A 15068-nucleotide genomic window follows, 5' to 3' on the forward strand; every position below is an offset into this window, starting at 1 on the left:
GCGAAAGCCCGCGACGATTGCGCGGGCTCCATGTGGTTGATTTAACCGATGCGCTGTGCGGTAAGCGCCTTTTCATAGCCCTTGCGAGCCTCGTTGACCTTGGAGCGTTCGGAGACTTCCGGCACCGCCACATCCCACCAATGGCCGCCCTCGTCCGTGGTGATCAGCGGATCTGTATCGATGACGATGACCGTGGTGCGGTCTTCGCCGGCGGTTTCCTTCAGCGCGATTTCCAGCTCGGCGATCGAGGCCACCTTGCGGGTTACAGCCCCCATCGCGGCGGCGTGAGCTGCGAAATCGATGGCTGGCAGCGTGACGTGATGCGTGTCGCGAAGCAAGTTGTTGAAGTTTGCGCCGCCGGTTGCCATTTGCAACCGGTTGATGCAGCCGTAGCCGGCATTGTCGAGCAGGACGATGGTGATCTTGGCGCCGAGCATGATCGACGAGGCGATTTCCGAATTCAGCATCATGTAGCTGCCGTCGCCGACCATGACGATCACGTCGCTGCCGGGCTTGGCGAGCTTGACGCCAAGACCGCCGGCCACTTCATAACCCATGGTCGAGAAGCCATATTCCATATGATAGCTGCCCGGCTGATCCGCCTGCCAGAGCTTGTGCAGCTCGCCCGGAAGACCGCCGGCGGCGCAAACGAGCGTTGTATTCTCCGTGCGGGCGCGCTGGACGGCACCGATGACTTGCGCGTCGGAGGGCAGCGCAGAATTGGTGGTTGCCATTGCCTTCTCGGCCGCCTTCAGCCACTCGGCCTTGCCGTCGGTCGCCTTCTTCGTCCAGGCATCATCCGCCTTGTGCGAGCCAAGCCCGGCGCTCAACGCCTCCAGCCCGACGCGGGCGTCGGAGACCAGCGGCAGGCCTTCATGCTTGGCGGCGTCGAATGCCTGCACGTTCAGGCCGATGATCTTCAGATCGTCGTTTTTGAACAGAGCCCAGGAGCCCGTGGTGAAATCCTGGAGGCGCGAACCGACCGCGAGAACAACATCGGCCGCTTCGGCAAGCTGGTTGGAGGCCGAGGTGCCCGTTACGCCGACCGAGCCCATGTTGAGCGGATGGTTGTGTGGCAACGAGGACTTGCCCGACTGGGTTTCGACGACAGGAATACCGTGCGTCTCGGCGAACGTTGCGAGCGCGATGGCAGCTTCCGAATAGAGCACGCCGCCACCGGCGATGATCACCGGCTTTTTGGCAGCTTTCAGCGCCGTGATGGCATGGGCAAGTTCATCGGCATCGGGATGGAGGCGCCGGCTCGTCCAGACTTTCTCCTCGAAGAAATTCTCGGGATAATCATAGGCTTCCGCCTGGACATCCTGGCAGAGCGACAGCGTCACCGGTCCGCAGTCGGCGGGATCGGTCAGCACCTGCATGGCGCGGCGCAGCGCCGGGATGATCTGTTCCGGACGGGTGATGCGATCAAAATAGCGCGAAACCGGACGGAAGCAGTCGTTCACCGTCATGGTGCCGTCGCCGAAATCCTCGATCTGCTGCAGCACCGGATCCGGGCGGCGATTGGCAAAGACATCGCCGGGCAGGAAGAGAACCGGCAGGCGGTTGACGTGAGCAAGAGCAGCCGACGTCACCATGTTGAGCGCGCCGGGGCCGATCGACGTCGTGCAGGCCATGAAACGACGCCGGAAACTTGCCTTGGCAAAGGCGATTGCGGCATTTGCCATGCCTTGCTCGTTCTGGGCGCGATAGGTCGGCAGCGTGTCCTTGACGCCGTACAATGCCTCACCGACGCCGGCGACGTTACCGTGACCGAAAATGGCAAAGACGCCGCCGAAGATCGGCAGTTTCTCGCCATCGATCACAGTCATCTGCCGCGTCAGGAACCGCGCCACGGCTTGCGCCATGGTCAGACGGACGGTCTTCTGGCTCATCGTTTCCTCCTCGAACGAGGACATTGCCCCGCTTGTTGATGTCTTTCGGACTTCCGTCCGTTCCGCGGCCTCAAGCCGCCTTTGTATCAGCAAGACCAAGCCACAGATTGACCAGGGCCTCGAACTTGCCCGCCATGTCGGCGATCGCCTGCTCGTCACTGATCTCGCCTGCGAGCCAGGCCTTGCTGGCATCGGCGAAGATGGTACGGCCGACAGCGAAGCCCTTGACGGTCTTGGAGGTGCGTGCGGCAGCAAAACCTTCCTTGAGCACATCATACGGCGCCTCCAGTCCGAGCAGGACGACCCCGCGGCAAAGCGGATCGCGCTGTTCGATGACGGCATCAATGGCCGCCCAGGCCGTGCGGCTTGCCTGCGGCTCCAGCTTCCACCAGTCGGGCTTCAGGCCGGCATCGTAAAGCTCATTGAGGGCGCGGGGAATGGTCTGATCGTCAAGCTTGCCGTGCTTGCCGGCGATGATCTCGATGAGGATTTCGCGACCGACCTTCCGCGCCGCCTCGAAGGCGGAGCGCAGCTTGGCAATCTGCGCGGCCTTCATCTCGTCCGGATCGTCCGGATGGTAGAAGCTCAAGACCTTGATACAGTGATCGACCGGCCAATCGATGAGCCGGCTACCGAGATCCTGGCTGAACTCGAACTGCAGCGGCCGGGAACCCGGAAGCTCAATCGGCTTGCCGATCCAGAAATCCTTGTTCTTGGCAGCGGCGAACAGGGCCTCGCGGCCGTATTTGTCGTCGATCAGCATGCCGAAACCGGGGCGGCCATTGGCGATGCGTTCGGCCGCCTTGACGGCCAGCACTTTGAAGGCTGGGATCCGGGCCAAGAGTTCCGGATTGCCACCGGCCAGATCTTCCAGCTGACTGCGATGATCGATGGCGAGCGCCATCAGTTGCGGGATGTCGCGGCGGCGCGTCGTTGCCCAATGGACGTGGTTGATCGCCTCGTCCTTGCGCAACGCCTTTTCCTTGCTGCCGTTTTCGAGGAAGAACCGCAGCTCGATCCAGGTCGGGATTTCCGGGGCGCAAAGCAGACGCGAGACGGCAAAGGCGCCGCAGGCATTGGCCCAGGTGGCCGATGTGGCATGCGGCTCGCCGGTCAGCCAGCCGCGCAGGAAGCCGGACATGAAGGCGTCGCCGGCACCGAGAACGTTGTAGACCTCGATCGGGAAGCCCTTGCCGACGACGCCGTCTTCGAGATTGTCGGAAATCGGACCGTCATAGACGATACAGCCCATCGGCCCGCGCTTGAGCACGATCGTCGCCTTGGAATTGGCGCGGATCGTCTTCAGCGCTGCAAGCAGGTCGCTATCACCCGAAGCAATGAGCACCTCTTCCTCGGTGCCGACGATCAGATCGCAATCGGCCAGGACCGTCTTCAGGTGCGTCGAGACCTTCTCGGACGCAATATAGCGGTTGTCGCCCGCATCATGGCCGGCAAGGCCCCAGAGGTTCGGCCGGTAGTCGATATCGAAGACGACCTTGGCACCGCTCTCCTTGGCGATGCGGATCGCCTTGCGCTGCGCGGCGTCGGTGTGCGGCTTGGAGAAATGCGTGCCGGTGACCAGGATGGCACGGGCGGAGCGGATGAAGTCTTCCGCGACATCGTCTTCGCACAGCGCGCTGTCGGCGCAGTTGTCGCGATAGAACAAAAGCGGGAAGGAATGATCGCTTTCGACGGAAAGAATGGCGAGCGCGGTCAGCCGCTCGGGATCGGTCACAATGCCCTTCGTTTCGACGCCCTCGCGTTGCAACTGCTCGCGAATGAAGCGGCCCATCTGCTCCTTGCCGACGCGTGTCAGCAGCGCCGATTTCAGGCCGAGACGCGCCGTTCCGACGGAGATGTTGGTAGGGCAGCCGCCGACGGACTTGGCGAAACTGGCGACGTCCTCGAGCCGCGTTCCGATCTGCTGGCCGTAAAGATCGACCGACGCCCGGCCGATGGTGATGAGGTCGAGCGGCTTGTCTGCCTGCATCCTGTTGGTCTGGCTCACTGCTTCCTCCCGGCGGGCGCTTGCGTCGCGCCGATATCTTCATCGCTGTTGGGTGATCGTCTCATGAAACATAAGTTCCGGCTGTTAGTCAACATAGAATTTTCATTCCATTAGTGTTCCGCGACATTCCGTCTCCGCTTTTCGGCGACAGCGACGGTCAGCGCCATGGCAAAGGCCATGCTGGCCGAAAGGGAGCGGAATCCGGCATGGTCGGCCTCGACCAGTTCGAACCAGATCCTGGACGATTCCGCCAGCGGCGAGAAGGCAGAGTCCGTCAGCGACACGACGGGCACGTTGCGGCTGGCAAGGAATTTTGCCTGATTGATGCTCTCGGACGCATAGGGGGAGAAACTGACGGCAAAGGCGGCATCTTTCGGGCCGGCCATCGCCAGAATATCATCATCGATGCCAGCCGCCGTGCCAACCATCTGGTATTTCACCTTCAGCTTGCCGAAGGCATAGGCCATGTAGCCGGAGATCGGATAGGAGCGGCGCTTGGCGACCAGATAGATCGTCTCGGCACCGGCAAGGATATTGACGGCGCGCTCGAAAGCCTCCGGCTCGACGGAGCTGGCGACATTGTCGAGCGAGCGATGCGCGGCGGCGACGAAGCCGTTGAAGATCGAGCCGCTTTCAAGCTTGCTGTGTTCGTTCGCGCTCAGGGCCTTGAGACGCTCGTCATAACCCGGTGTGCGTTCGCGCAGGCGAGCCCGGAAAATCTGCTGCAGACTGGAGAAGCCCTCAAAACCGAAATGCTGGGCGAAGCGGACCAGCGTCGAGGGTTGAACATCGGCCGATGTGGCGATACTCGCCGCCGTGCCGAAGGCGATCTCGTCCGGATGGTCCAGCGCGTAAACCGCGACCTGACGCAGACGCTTCGGCAGTTGCGCCTTCCGCTCCAGGATCGTCGCCTTCAGGCCGTCGAAATCCTGCGGAATATCGATGCTGCTTTCCGTTTCGGCCATATAATTCGGTCTCTTTTCTGCGTCTGCGCCACCTTCAAGACCTTATGCAAAGAATGGAATGAAGAATAGAATATTTATTCCACAATCCCGATTTTTCCACCTTTTGACTAGTCCTTGCCGATAGGCACCCACTCGTTGGTTCTGGCTGACCGGTACGTCGCCGAGACGACCTTCTGAACCTCGTAGCCCTCGCGGAAATCGGTTCCCGGTTTCCGGCCAGTCGCGATCGCCTGCAGGAATTCATTCGCCTCGATGGCTTTCAGGTCGTTGAAGCCGATCTGGTGGCCGGGGGCGACGCAGAAGGCGCCGTAGGGGGGATGTTCGGGGCCGGCCCAGATGGTGCGGTAGCCACGGCTGCGGATATCGTCGCCGGCGAACCAGACCTTGAGCTCGTTCATCCGCTCCTGCGTGAAGACGATGCTGCCCTTTGATCCGTAGATTTCGAAATCATGCTGCATCTTGCGGCCCGTGGCGCTCCAGTTAGCCTCGAAACTGCCGGTGGCGCCGCCTTCGAAGCGCACGAAGGCGCGGGTAATGTCGTCTACCTCGACGGCACGCATTTCACTTGAGCCGCGCGCGAGGGGACGTTCGGGCACCTGAATGATCGTTTCGGCTAGTACCGAGGTGATAGGGCCAACCAGGTGGCGCAACGAGGCGATGATGTGACTGCCGATATCGGCAAGCGCGCCGCCGCCGCTCTTCGGGTCAAGCCGCCAGCTCCAGGGCGCGGACGCGTCCATCATGAAGTCTTCGGCATGGATGCCGCGCACCGAGCGGATCTCGCCGATCTCACCGCTTTCGATCAGGTCCTTGGCAAGGAAGATCATCGGGTTCTTCAGGTAATTGAAGCCGACCTGCGTGACGACGCCGGCCTTTTCCGCCGCTGCAACCATTTCGGCGCATTCGGCAACGGTCGGCGCCAGCGGCTTTTCGCAGTAGACATGCTTGCCGTGGGCGATGGCGGCGAGTGCCATCTCCTTGTGCAGCAGATTGGGCGTGGTGATGTCGATGATGTCGATATCCGGGTCAGTCAGCAACTCACGCCAGTCCACGGTCGCCTTGCGGAAGCCGAGATTGCGGCGGGCCTTCTCCGCACCATCGAGCGAGACGTCGGCAACCGAAACGAGATCGAGTTCGAACGGCAGGTCGAAGACCCTTGCCGCGATCGTGAAACCCAGCGCATGCGCCTTGCCCATGAAACCGGTGCCAATCAAGCCGACGCCGATCCTGCGTTTGCCACCCATACGTCAGTTCCTCCCAATACCGCCTTGCGACCTCGGCGTAAGGTGAAATGATTTTTGCATTGTTTGTCAATATGGAATGTTTGTTCGAAATTGCAAAGCCCCGTTCCAAGGGGAACAGAAACAGCGAGGAAAAGGCGGTAGATTTCGCGGGAAGATGCGGAAATGAACCTGTTCGTTAACGCATTTTTACCATGTTCGACCGGATGATCGGCCCATATCATGGTTAACGACCATCAAGGCGGGCAATCCCTGCGACCCTGGAGTATCATGCATGTGCCGTTGGGCAGCCTATCGCGGAGAGCCGCTTTATCTCGAAGAACTGGTATCGTCTCCGGCGCATTCACTCATCGAGCAATCGCACTGCGCCACCCGTGCCAAGACGGCAACCAACGGCGACGGCTTCGGCATCGCCTGGTACGGTGATCATCCGGAGCCCGGCCGCTACCGCGACATCCTGCCCGCCTGGTCCGACTGCAACCTCAAAAGCATCGCCCGGCAGATTCGCTCGCCGCTGTTTCTCGCCCATGTACGGGCCGCAACCGGCGGCGGTACGCGGCGCGACAACTGCCATCCCTTCATCCACGGCCGCTGGTCCTTCATGCACAACGGCCAAATCGGCGATTTTGATCATTTGCGCCGTCCGATGGAGGCAATGCTCGACAACGACCTCTACACCGCCCGCACCGGATCCACTGACAGCGAGCTTTTGTTTCTGCTGGCGTTGCAATTCGGCCTTGAGGCCGATCCGCTCGGTGCAATCGCCGAGACGCTGGCCTTCGTCGAGCGGTTGGCGGAGCATCTGGAGCGCAAGGTTCTCGTCCGCTTCACCGCAGCCCTTTCCGATGGCCGCGATCTCTACGCGGTGCGTTACGCCTCCGACTGGAAGGCGCCGACGCTTTACGCCGCGCCGATGGGTCCGAGCGGCGGCTATTGCCTCGTTTCCGAGCCACTCAACGACGATGACAACGCCTGGGTGGAAATTCCTGACGGCACGGCGGTCATCGTTGGTGAAAACGGTGTCGACGTCCGCCTGTTCGGGACGCAGGGTGCCGCACCGAGTGCGGAACGGATAGGCCGGGTCGCGTCAGGAAAAATGTGAGGCGATCAGACGGCCGAGCCTTTCGGCAACCGCCTGCTTGTCCATGTCCGGCCAGTCCTGGTCGCCGGTTTTGCCGATGACCTTCACGGTGTTGCGGTCACCACCCATGATGCCGGTGTGGGGCGAGACGTCGTTGGCGAGGATATAGTCGGCACCCTTCCTCTCCAGCTTGGAGCGGCCATTCTCCGCAACATTCTGCGTTTCCGCGGCAAAGCCGACGACCAGCTTTGGTCGCTTGGCATGGTGACCGACGGTCTTCAGGATATCAGGGTTTTCGGTCAGCTGCAGCGGCGGCGGCGCTTCGCCGGGCTTTTTCTTGATCTTGTTGCCTGCCGCACTCGCCACCCGCCAGTCGGCGACGGCGGCGACCATCACCGCGATGTCGGCGGGCAGCGCGGCAATGACGGCGTCGCGCATTTCCTCAGCGCGCTCGACATGGATGACCGACACGCCCCTCGGATCGGCGATCGTCACCGGGCCGGAGACCAGCGTCACATCGGCACCAAGCCGGGCAAGTTCAGTTGCAATCGCATGCCCCTGTTTTCCCGAAGAGCGGTTGGCGATGTAGCGCACCGGGTCGATCGGCTCATGCGTCGGACCGGAGGTGACGATGGCCTTCCTGCCCGCCAGCGGCTTCGGGCCGGTGTCGAGCAAGCTCTCGGCAGCGGCCGCGATCTCCAGTGGTTCGGCCATGCGGCCCTCGCCCTTTTCGCCGCTTTCGGCCATTTCGCCCGAGCACGGGCCGATGAAACGGATACCATCGGCAACCAGTGTTGCGTGGTTGCGGCGGGTGGCCGGATGCGACCACATCTTCGGGTTCATGGCGGGGGCAACAAGCACCGGGCGGTCCGTTGCCAGAAGAATGGTGGAGGCGAGATCGTCGGCAAGGCCGTGCGCCATCTTCGCCATCAGATCGGCGGTGGCGGGTGCAACGAGGATCAGATCGCAATCACGGGCAAGCCGGATATGGCCGACATCCTGCTCGTCCTCCCGCGAAAACAGATCGGTAAACACCTTGTCTGCGGCGAGCGCGCCCACCGCGAGCGGCGTCACGAAGGCCTGCGCACCGGCAGTCATCACCGGGCGGACCGAGGCGCCGCGCTCGCGCAGGCGACGGATGAGATCGAGGCTCTTATAGGCCGCGATACCGCCGGAGATGATGAGCAGGATGCGTTTTCCCTGAAGCGTCATGACGATCCGTCTTTTTCTGCTTGTTGATCCGGGACCGTAACCGAGAGGCATGTCCTGTGCAATCGGCCGTGATCCGCTGCGCCCATCAGTGGCCGTGGTGCGTGCACTGGCCGTGATCGGCAAGAACCTCGATCACCCGGCACTGGTCGACACGGCCATGGCCGCAGCCCTCCACCATCATTTCCAGTTCCGCCTTCAACGCGGTCAGGCTGCGGATGCGCTGTTCGACCTCGACAAGGCGCGCCTTGGCGATGGCATCGGCGGACGCGCATGGCTGCAACGGGTTGTCCTGCAGGCTCAGAAGTGTGCGGATCGCCTCGACCTCAAAGCCGAGTTCTCGCGCATGGCGGATGAAGATGAGGCGGTTGAGATCGGATGGTTCATAGGAACGCTGGTTGCCCTCACTGCGGCTGGGGGAGCGAAGCAGACCGATGCCTTCGTAGTAGCGGATCGTCGGCACCTTGACGCCGCTCTGACGGGCCGCCTCGCCGATGGTGATCTTTTTCATGATTTTCCCTCTTGCACCTCTAGTCGCTAGAGGATGTAGGAAAGATGCCACGGTTTGACAAGCAAGCGAGCGGATCATGGCAGGGAAGACACAGACACGGTACCGGGTCGAGGGCATGGACTGCGCCGGTTGCGCGGCCAAGATCGATACCGCAGTGCGGCGCATGCCGGGCGTCGAGGATGTGTCCGTGTCGGTGTCGGCCGGTACGATGACCGTGCAGCACAATGGGGAGAGCGATCTGTCGGCCATTGCGAAGAAGGTGACGGGTCTCGGCTATTCGGCCTCACAACTCGGGGGAAAGGCGGCGGCACCGGTTTTAGAGCCGGAGGCGGCGTGCGGCGGACATGATCATCACGTGGGTCACGGCCATGCCAACCGGGCCGGCGACGCGGATCACAGGCACACGGTGCCGGCCGAAAGCGGCCCGCCTCGGGAAGGCCTCCACGCGCACGATTATGGTCCAGCAACCAGTGTCTGGTGGTCGAGCCGGAAGGGCAAGCTGACTATCGTCTCCGGTGCGGCACTCGTTGCCGCCTATGCGACCGGTCATCTCGTTCCGTCGATCGCGCCCTATGCATTTATCGTTGCCATGCTGGTCGGGCTCGTGCCGATCGCCCGCCGCGCGATCACGGCTGCAATGGCCGGCACGCCTTTCTCCATCGAGATGCTGATGACCATCGCCGCCCTCGGCGCCGTCATCATCGATGCCGGCGAGGAGGCGGCGGCCGTCGTCTTCCTGTTCCTGGTCGGCGAACTGCTGGAGGGCGTGGCGGCCGGCAAGGCGCGCCAGAGCATCCAGTCCTTGGCGGCCCTCGTGCCGAAGGAAGCATTGCTCGAAGAGAACGGGCAGACGCTCGCGGTTCCGGCCGAAAGCCTCGCCGTCGGTGCGACCATTCTCGTTCGCCCGGGCGACCGTATCCCCGCCGACGGGGTCATCCTTTCGGGCGAAAGCGCCATCGACGAGGCGCCGGTGACCGGCGAAAGCGCGCCGGTGTGCAAGGCAGTCGACGACAACGTTTTCGCGGGCACGATCAACGGCGACGCCGCCTTGCGCATCCGGGTCATGGCGGCCGCCGCCGACAACACCATTGCCCGCGTCGTCAAGCTGGTCGAGGAGGCGCAGGAATCCAAGGCGCCGACGGAGCGTTTCATCGACCGGTTCTCTCGCTACTATACGCCGTGCGTCGTGGTGGTCGGTGCCCTCGTCGCGATCATCCCGCCGCTGTTTCTGGGCGGCGCCTGGGGCGAATGGATCTACAAGGCGCTTGCAATCCTGCTCATCGGCTGCCCCTGCGCGCTGGTCATCTCGACGCCGGCAGCCATCGCCGCCTCGCTTTCTGCCGGCGCACGGCGCGGCCTGCTGATGAAGGGCGGTGCGGTGCTGGAGACGCTGGGCACGATCGATGCGGTGGCGTTCGACAAGACCGGCACGCTGACAGAAGGTAAGCCGAAGGTGACTGATGTCATCGGTTTCAGCCATTCCGAAACTGAAGTCCTGACCTTCGCGGCGGCGCTGGAGACCGGCTCGAGCCATCCGCTCGCCAAGGCGATCCTCCAGCGGGTAGCCGCGGACGAGTTGCAGATCCCCGCCGCTTCCGAAGCCAAGGCGCTGGGCGGCAAAGGCTTGACGGCGACTGTCGACGGCACATCGATCTTCCTCGGCTCGCCGCAGGCGGCCGGCGAGCACATAATGCTTTCGGCCGAGCAAACCACGCGCATCACGGCTCTCAACGACGAGGGCAAAACGGTCTCCGTGCTGATTATTGGCGAGACGCTGGCCGGCGCGATTGCGATGCGCGACGAGCCGCGCGCGGATGCAAAGTCGGGGCTCAGGATGCTGTTGCAGGCAGGCATCCGGATTGTCATGCTGACCGGTGACAACGCGCGCACGGCAACGGCTATCGGACGCGAACTCGGCATCGAGGTGCGGGCTGAGTTGATGCCGAAGGACAAGCAACGGATCGTCGGCGAGTTGAAACAGCAGGGGCTCATCGTGGCCAAGGTCGGCGACGGAATCAATGATGCACCGGCGCTGGCGGCAGCCGACATCGGCATTGCCATGGGCGGCGGGACCGACGTGGCGCTGGAAACCGCTGATGCCGCCGTGCTTCATGGCAGGGTCGGTGATGTCGCAGAGATGATCAAGTTGTCGAAACGCACCATGGATAATATCCGCCAGAACATCACCATCGCGCTGGGCTTGAAAGCCCTGTTCCTGGTAACGACGATTGCAGGCATCACTGGGCTCTGGCCGGCGATTCTTGCCGATACGGGCGCGACGGTGCTGGTGACGATCAACGCGCTCAGGCTGCTGGCACCGGCTTGGGACTGAGGGACGCTGCCGGCTGCCTCAGCCCTGCGGAAACCCCTCCCCAGAGTTCATCGATAATCCTCTTCACCCCCTGGCGGCGTCCATGACGAGCACGGCACCGAAAGGGCGCCCGCCCGTCAGACCGACGCCAGCGCCACCGCCGGCTGCAGACGGGAGGCGTTGTAGGCGGGCAGGTAGCCGAAGACGAGGCCTGTCAGGAAGGCGCTTGCGAAGGCGAGGATGACCGGGCCTGGCGCGAAACTGACGGCGATGCCGAAAGCCTGCGCGATGGCACCGATGGCGAGGCCGAGAGCGACGCCGATCAGCCCGCCGAGCGCGGAGACCACCAGCGCCTCGACGATGAACTGGGTGAGGATATCGCGGGCCCGCGCGCCGGTTGCCATGCGAATGCCGATCTCGCGGGTGCGCTCGGTGACGGAAACGAGCATGATGTTCATCACGCCGATGCCGCCGACCAGCAACGAGATCGCGGCGATCGAGCCGAGGAAAACCTTGAGGATGTTGGAGGTCTCGGTAAAGGTCTCGCGGATCGCCGCCATATTGACGATCTGCGTGTCCTGCCGCTTGTGGCGCTCGTCGAGCAGGGCCTGGATCTGGTCCTGGGTGACGTTGATGCCGCTGTCGTCCTTCACCTGCACGGTGATGGAGCGGACGCTTCGCGCGCCGAACAGGCGCAGATTGCCGGTCGAGAGCGGCACCAGCACGGTGTCGTCCTGATCGTTGCCGCCGGCGCTCGCGCCCTTCTTCGACATGACGCCGATGACCTGGAACGGGATGTTCTTGATGAGGATATACTGGCCGAGCGGATCAGCTCCGTCCGGGAATAGGGTATCCGCAACGGTGCGACCGAGAACGGCGACGGTCGCATAGGCTTCCATGTCGGATTTTCCCAGGAAGGCGCCATCCTCGACGGTCCAGGACTTCGCTTGCGGAAACTGCGGAACCGTGCCGTTGACGGTCGTCTGGGTATCGAGATTGGCGGCGCGCACGGTCAGTGTGCTCGACATTTCCGGCACGGCGAAACTGATGTTCGGCAGCTGCAGAATGGCATCGGCATCGGATGGAACGAGCGAGACGATGCTGCCCCCTTCCCCACCGCGGAAATTGGCCATGTTCGGCCGCACCACAAGAAGATCCGAGCCCATGGCCGCAATACGGCTGAGCACGGAATCCTGCGCGCCGGTGCCGATGGCGAGCATGGCAACGACGGAGCTGACGCCGATGACGATGCCGAGCAGCGTCAGAATGGTGCGGAAAAGATTGGCGCGCAGTGCGCGCAACGACATCCGCACGGCCTCCGCCACGTCAGTGACGATCGCGGCCTTGCCTGCGGTTCTTGCCGCCAATACGGGTTTGGTGCGGCCGATCCAGCGGACATTGCCAGGGATGCGATCGGCGACGATCAGGCCGTCGCTGATCTCGATGACGCGGTCGGCGGATTCGGCGAGTTCCGGCGCATGGGTGATGATGATGACGGTGTGGCCATCATCATTCATCTGCCGCAAGGTGGCCATCACCTCCTTGCCGCTCTGGCTGTCGAGCGCGCCGGTCGGCTCATCGGCCAGAATGATCTGGCCGCCATTCATCAGCGCGCGGGCAATCGAGACGCGCTGCTGCTGACCGCCGGAGAGCTGGTTGGGAAGATGGTCGAGCCGGTCGCCAAGCCTGAGTGACGTAAGCAGCATCTCGGCCCGGTCGCGTCGGTGACGCGCCGGCATTCCGGCATAGATGGCGGGGATCTCGACGTTTTCCTGCGCGGTTGCCGTCGGCACCAGATTGTAGCTCTGGAAGACGAAGCCGAACATCTGGCGGCGGCGCGCGGCCAACTGGTCGGCATTGAAATCCGACACGTCCTCGCCTTCCAGCAGATATCGGCCACCCGTCGGCTTATCGAGGCAGCCGAGGATGTTCATCAGCGTCGACTTGCCGGAGCCGGAGGCGCCGACGATGGCGACGAACTCGCCCGGCTGGATATCGAGCGAGACGCCGCGCAGCACTTCGACGGCAACATCGCCATTGACGAAGGTCTTGCGGATATCCTTGAGCGATATGAGCGCGGTCACAACAGTACCCTCAGAACATCGGCGGCATGCCGCCCATGCCGCGACGGGAATTGGACCGGCTGGATGAGGACACCGCCTTGTCCGCCGACCCCCTACCGACCACGACGGCGTCGTCTTCGGAAAGACCCTGCTTGATCTCGACACGCACGCGGTTGCGGATGCCGGTCTCGATCTTGCGGGTCTCGCGGGCGCCGGAGGCGGTGACGACGGAGACTTCGCCGGACTTGTCATCAACACCGGAGCGGACCGCTGCGACGGGGATCGTCAGCACGTTCCTGGCCGACGACTGAACGAAGAAAACCTGCGCCGTCATGTTCATCATCAGCGTACCCTCCGGGTTGGGCACGTCGAACAGGGCGTAATAAAGCACGACGTTGTTTTCGGTCGACGGCGTCGGCTTGATCTGGCGCAGCTTGCCGGGGTAGCGCTTGCCGGGCTGGCCGAGCAGCGTGAAATAGGCGCCCATGCCGGTCTTCAGCTTGCCGACGTCGGCTTCCGACACCTCCGCTTCGACCGTCATCGTCGAAAGATCGCCGATCGTGACGATCGTCGGCGCCGTCTGGTTGGCGTTCAGCGTCTGGCCCTCCGTGGCCGAAGTATTGACGACGGTGCCGGTCATCGGCGCATAAATCTTGGTATAGCCGAGGCTGATGCGAGCGTCCTTCAGTGTCGCTTCCTGCTTACGGATCTGGGCCTTCAGCGCGTCGACATTGGCCTCGGCCGTTGCGAGTGCCGCGACCGCCTCGTCGAGCGCCGACTGGGCAGCACTATTGCCGGCGACAAGCGCGCGCTGACGCGTCAGATTGGCCGCGGCGAGGACGACCTGCGCCTCCTTGTCGATCATCTGGGCCTTGAGGTTGGCAAGCTCGGCCTCGGCGATCTCGATCTGCGTTTCGATCGAGGCGCTGTCGATCTCGGCGATCAGCTGCCCTTGGCTGACGCTGTCGCCGATTTCGACCTTGAGGCTTTTCAGCTGACCGGAGACCTGCGCGCCGACTTCGACATCCTTGATCGGGCTCAACAGCCCCGTTGCCGTGACGCTGTTTTCGATATCGCCGCGCAACGGCGTCTCGGTGACGACGGTATCGGTGGCAGCCTGCTTGCCATAGCTCGACCAGCCGTACCAGCCGGCGCCGGCAACAGCCATCAGAGCCGGCAGGATCAGCCACTGCCGCCTCGATCGGGCGCGTTTCTTCTGCACGGGCGCAGGCTGAGCGATGGGTTCCTCATCCTCGACGATCGCGGGAGCAATTTTCCGGGTGACATCCGCCATTCAAGCAACTCTCAGACTTTTTTGATATCGGGCCGAACAATTCCCGAACTGGTAGGTTGCAACTACGCCTTAATGACGTCAAACGGCATGAAATCTTTGTAATGTTTCCTGTTTTTCGTTTCGCAGTGTTTCCGTGGCCAACCTCTTGTCTTCAAAGACAGCCAATTGACGCAAAAACCGGCGGGGGAACCGCCGGTTTTCGTCACTGGCTGCCCTGCCGGGGAGGCCGGATCAGTTGCAGACCCTGATGCGCTTGACGACCAGATTGCCGTAATAGTCGTACTCGCGGACTTTCTTGATCCAGCAATGGGGCTCGTAATAGCTCTTGTAGTAATGGCGCTTGTGACCGTAGTGGTGGCCACCGTGATAGCCGTCGTGATAGCCGCCGCCGTAGTAACCGCCGGCTTGGGATGGGGCTGCGAAAGAAAGAGCCGCGCCAGCGGCAACGATGGAAGCGATGATCAGTTTACGCATGGTGGTCTCTCCTTGAGTG

At 62.8% G+C, this 15068-nt stretch carries 11 protein-coding genes; 2 read left to right on the forward strand and 9 right to left on the reverse strand.

Features of this window, described 5'->3' with window-relative positions; genetic code table 11:
* Nucleotides 1-41: 41 nt before the first annotated feature.
* The 4 genes from iolD to ACSQ2W_RS06120 all read right to left on the reverse strand — a co-directional run bounded on the left by iolD (nucleotide 42) and on the right by ACSQ2W_RS06120 (nucleotide 6109).
* Nucleotides 42-1892, reverse strand: coding sequence for a 3D-(3,5/4)-trihydroxycyclohexane-1,2-dione acylhydrolase (decyclizing) (iolD, locus tag ACSQ2W_RS06105; RefSeq protein ID WP_436085459.1), 1851 nt, complete (start codon nucleotides 1890-1892; stop codon nucleotides 42-44).
* A gap of 70 nt (nucleotides 1893-1962) precedes the next feature.
* On the reverse strand, nucleotides 1963-3882 hold the full coding sequence (locus ACSQ2W_RS06110; RefSeq protein WP_436087688.1) for a bifunctional 5-dehydro-2-deoxygluconokinase/5-dehydro-2-deoxyphosphogluconate aldolase: 1920 nt from the start codon (nucleotides 3880-3882) through the stop codon (nucleotides 1963-1965).
* Between the two features lie 128 nt (nucleotides 3883-4010).
* Nucleotides 4011-4865, reverse strand: a complete 855-nt coding sequence (locus ACSQ2W_RS06115; RefSeq protein WP_436085460.1) for a MurR/RpiR family transcriptional regulator — start codon at nucleotides 4863-4865, stop codon at nucleotides 4011-4013.
* A gap of 107 nt (nucleotides 4866-4972) precedes the next feature.
* A complete protein-coding gene (locus tag ACSQ2W_RS06120) occupies nucleotides 4973-6109 on the reverse strand; it encodes a Gfo/Idh/MocA family protein (RefSeq protein ID WP_436085461.1) in 1137 nt (378 codons plus the stop codon).
* A 271-nt stretch (nucleotides 6110-6380) separates the two neighbouring features.
* Between ACSQ2W_RS06120 and ACSQ2W_RS06125 the strand changes: the two genes are divergently transcribed.
* Nucleotides 6381-7208, forward strand: coding sequence for a class II glutamine amidotransferase (locus tag ACSQ2W_RS06125; RefSeq protein ID WP_436082910.1), 828 nt, complete (start codon nucleotides 6381-6383; stop codon nucleotides 7206-7208).
* Here the strand turns inward: ACSQ2W_RS06125 and coaBC are convergent.
* A complete protein-coding gene (gene coaBC / locus ACSQ2W_RS06130) occupies nucleotides 7194-8399 on the reverse strand; it encodes a bifunctional phosphopantothenoylcysteine decarboxylase/phosphopantothenate--cysteine ligase CoaBC (protein WP_436085462.1) in 1206 nt (401 codons plus the stop codon). The genes ACSQ2W_RS06125 and coaBC overlap by 15 nt on opposite strands.
* An 85-nt stretch (nucleotides 8400-8484) precedes the next feature.
* Nucleotides 8485-8907, reverse strand: a complete 423-nt coding sequence (locus ACSQ2W_RS06135) for a MerR family transcriptional regulator (protein WP_436085463.1) — start codon at nucleotides 8905-8907, stop codon at nucleotides 8485-8487.
* Nucleotides 8908-8983: 76 nt separating this feature from the next.
* Here ACSQ2W_RS06135 and ACSQ2W_RS06140 point away from each other — a divergent pair, with 76 nt between their 5' ends.
* On the forward strand, nucleotides 8984-11239 hold the full coding sequence (locus ACSQ2W_RS06140; protein ID WP_436085464.1) for a heavy metal translocating P-type ATPase: 2256 nt from the start codon (nucleotides 8984-8986) through the stop codon (nucleotides 11237-11239).
* 116 nt (nucleotides 11240-11355) lie between these two features.
* On the opposite strand, the gene ACSQ2W_RS06145 is transcribed toward ACSQ2W_RS06140, so the two are convergent.
* The 3 genes from ACSQ2W_RS06145 to ACSQ2W_RS06155 form a co-directional block, all read right to left on the reverse strand.
* Complete coding sequence (locus tag ACSQ2W_RS06145) at nucleotides 11356-13302, reverse strand: MacB family efflux pump subunit (RefSeq protein WP_436085465.1); 1947 nt, start codon at nucleotides 13300-13302, stop codon at nucleotides 11356-11358.
* Nucleotides 13303-13312: 10 nt separating this feature from the next.
* Nucleotides 13313-14575, reverse strand: a complete 1263-nt coding sequence (locus ACSQ2W_RS06150) for an efflux RND transporter periplasmic adaptor subunit (protein WP_436085466.1) — start codon at nucleotides 14573-14575, stop codon at nucleotides 13313-13315.
* Nucleotides 14576-14806: 231 nt separating this feature from the next.
* Nucleotides 14807-15049 (reverse strand): hypothetical protein, encoded by a 243-nt coding sequence (locus ACSQ2W_RS06155; protein WP_436085467.1) that lies wholly within the window; start codon nucleotides 15047-15049, stop codon nucleotides 14807-14809.
* Nucleotides 15050-15068: the final 19 nt, after the last annotated feature.

It is taken from the genome of Pararhizobium sp. LjRoot255, from assembly GCF_964252905.1.
GTDB lineage: Bacteria > Pseudomonadota > Alphaproteobacteria > Rhizobiales > Rhizobiaceae > Pararhizobium.

Excerpts from the sequence above, each read along its gene's own strand:
- ACSQ2W_RS06125 (WP_436082910.1), top strand. The coding sequence starts at position 6,381 with ATGTGCCGTTGGGCAGCCTATCGCGGAGAGCCGCTTTATCTCGAAGAA.
- ACSQ2W_RS06150 (WP_436085466.1), bottom strand. The coding sequence starts at position 14,575 with ATGGCGGATGTCACCCGGAAAATTGCTCCCGCGATCGTCGAGGATGAG.
- iolD (WP_436085459.1), bottom strand. The coding sequence starts at position 1,892 with ATGAGCCAGAAGACCGTCCGTCTGACCATGGCGCAAGCCGTGGCGCGG.
- ACSQ2W_RS06155 (WP_436085467.1), bottom strand. The coding sequence starts at position 15,049 with ATGCGTAAACTGATCATCGCTTCCATCGTTGCCGCTGGCGCGGCTCTT.
- ACSQ2W_RS06120 (WP_436085461.1), bottom strand. The coding sequence starts at position 6,109 with ATGGGTGGCAAACGCAGGATCGGCGTCGGCTTGATTGGCACCGGTTTC.
- ACSQ2W_RS06140 (WP_436085464.1), top strand. The coding sequence starts at position 8,984 with ATGGCAGGGAAGACACAGACACGGTACCGGGTCGAGGGCATGGACTGC.
- ACSQ2W_RS06135 (WP_436085463.1), bottom strand. The coding sequence starts at position 8,907 with ATGAAAAAGATCACCATCGGCGAGGCGGCCCGTCAGAGCGGCGTCAAG.
- ACSQ2W_RS06115 (WP_436085460.1), bottom strand. The coding sequence starts at position 4,865 with ATGGCCGAAACGGAAAGCAGCATCGATATTCCGCAGGATTTCGACGGC.
- ACSQ2W_RS06110 (WP_436087688.1), bottom strand. The coding sequence starts at position 3,882 with ATGCAGGCAGACAAGCCGCTCGACCTCATCACCATCGGCCGGGCGTCG.
- coaBC (WP_436085462.1), bottom strand. The coding sequence starts at position 8,399 with ATGACGCTTCAGGGAAAACGCATCCTGCTCATCATCTCCGGCGGTATC.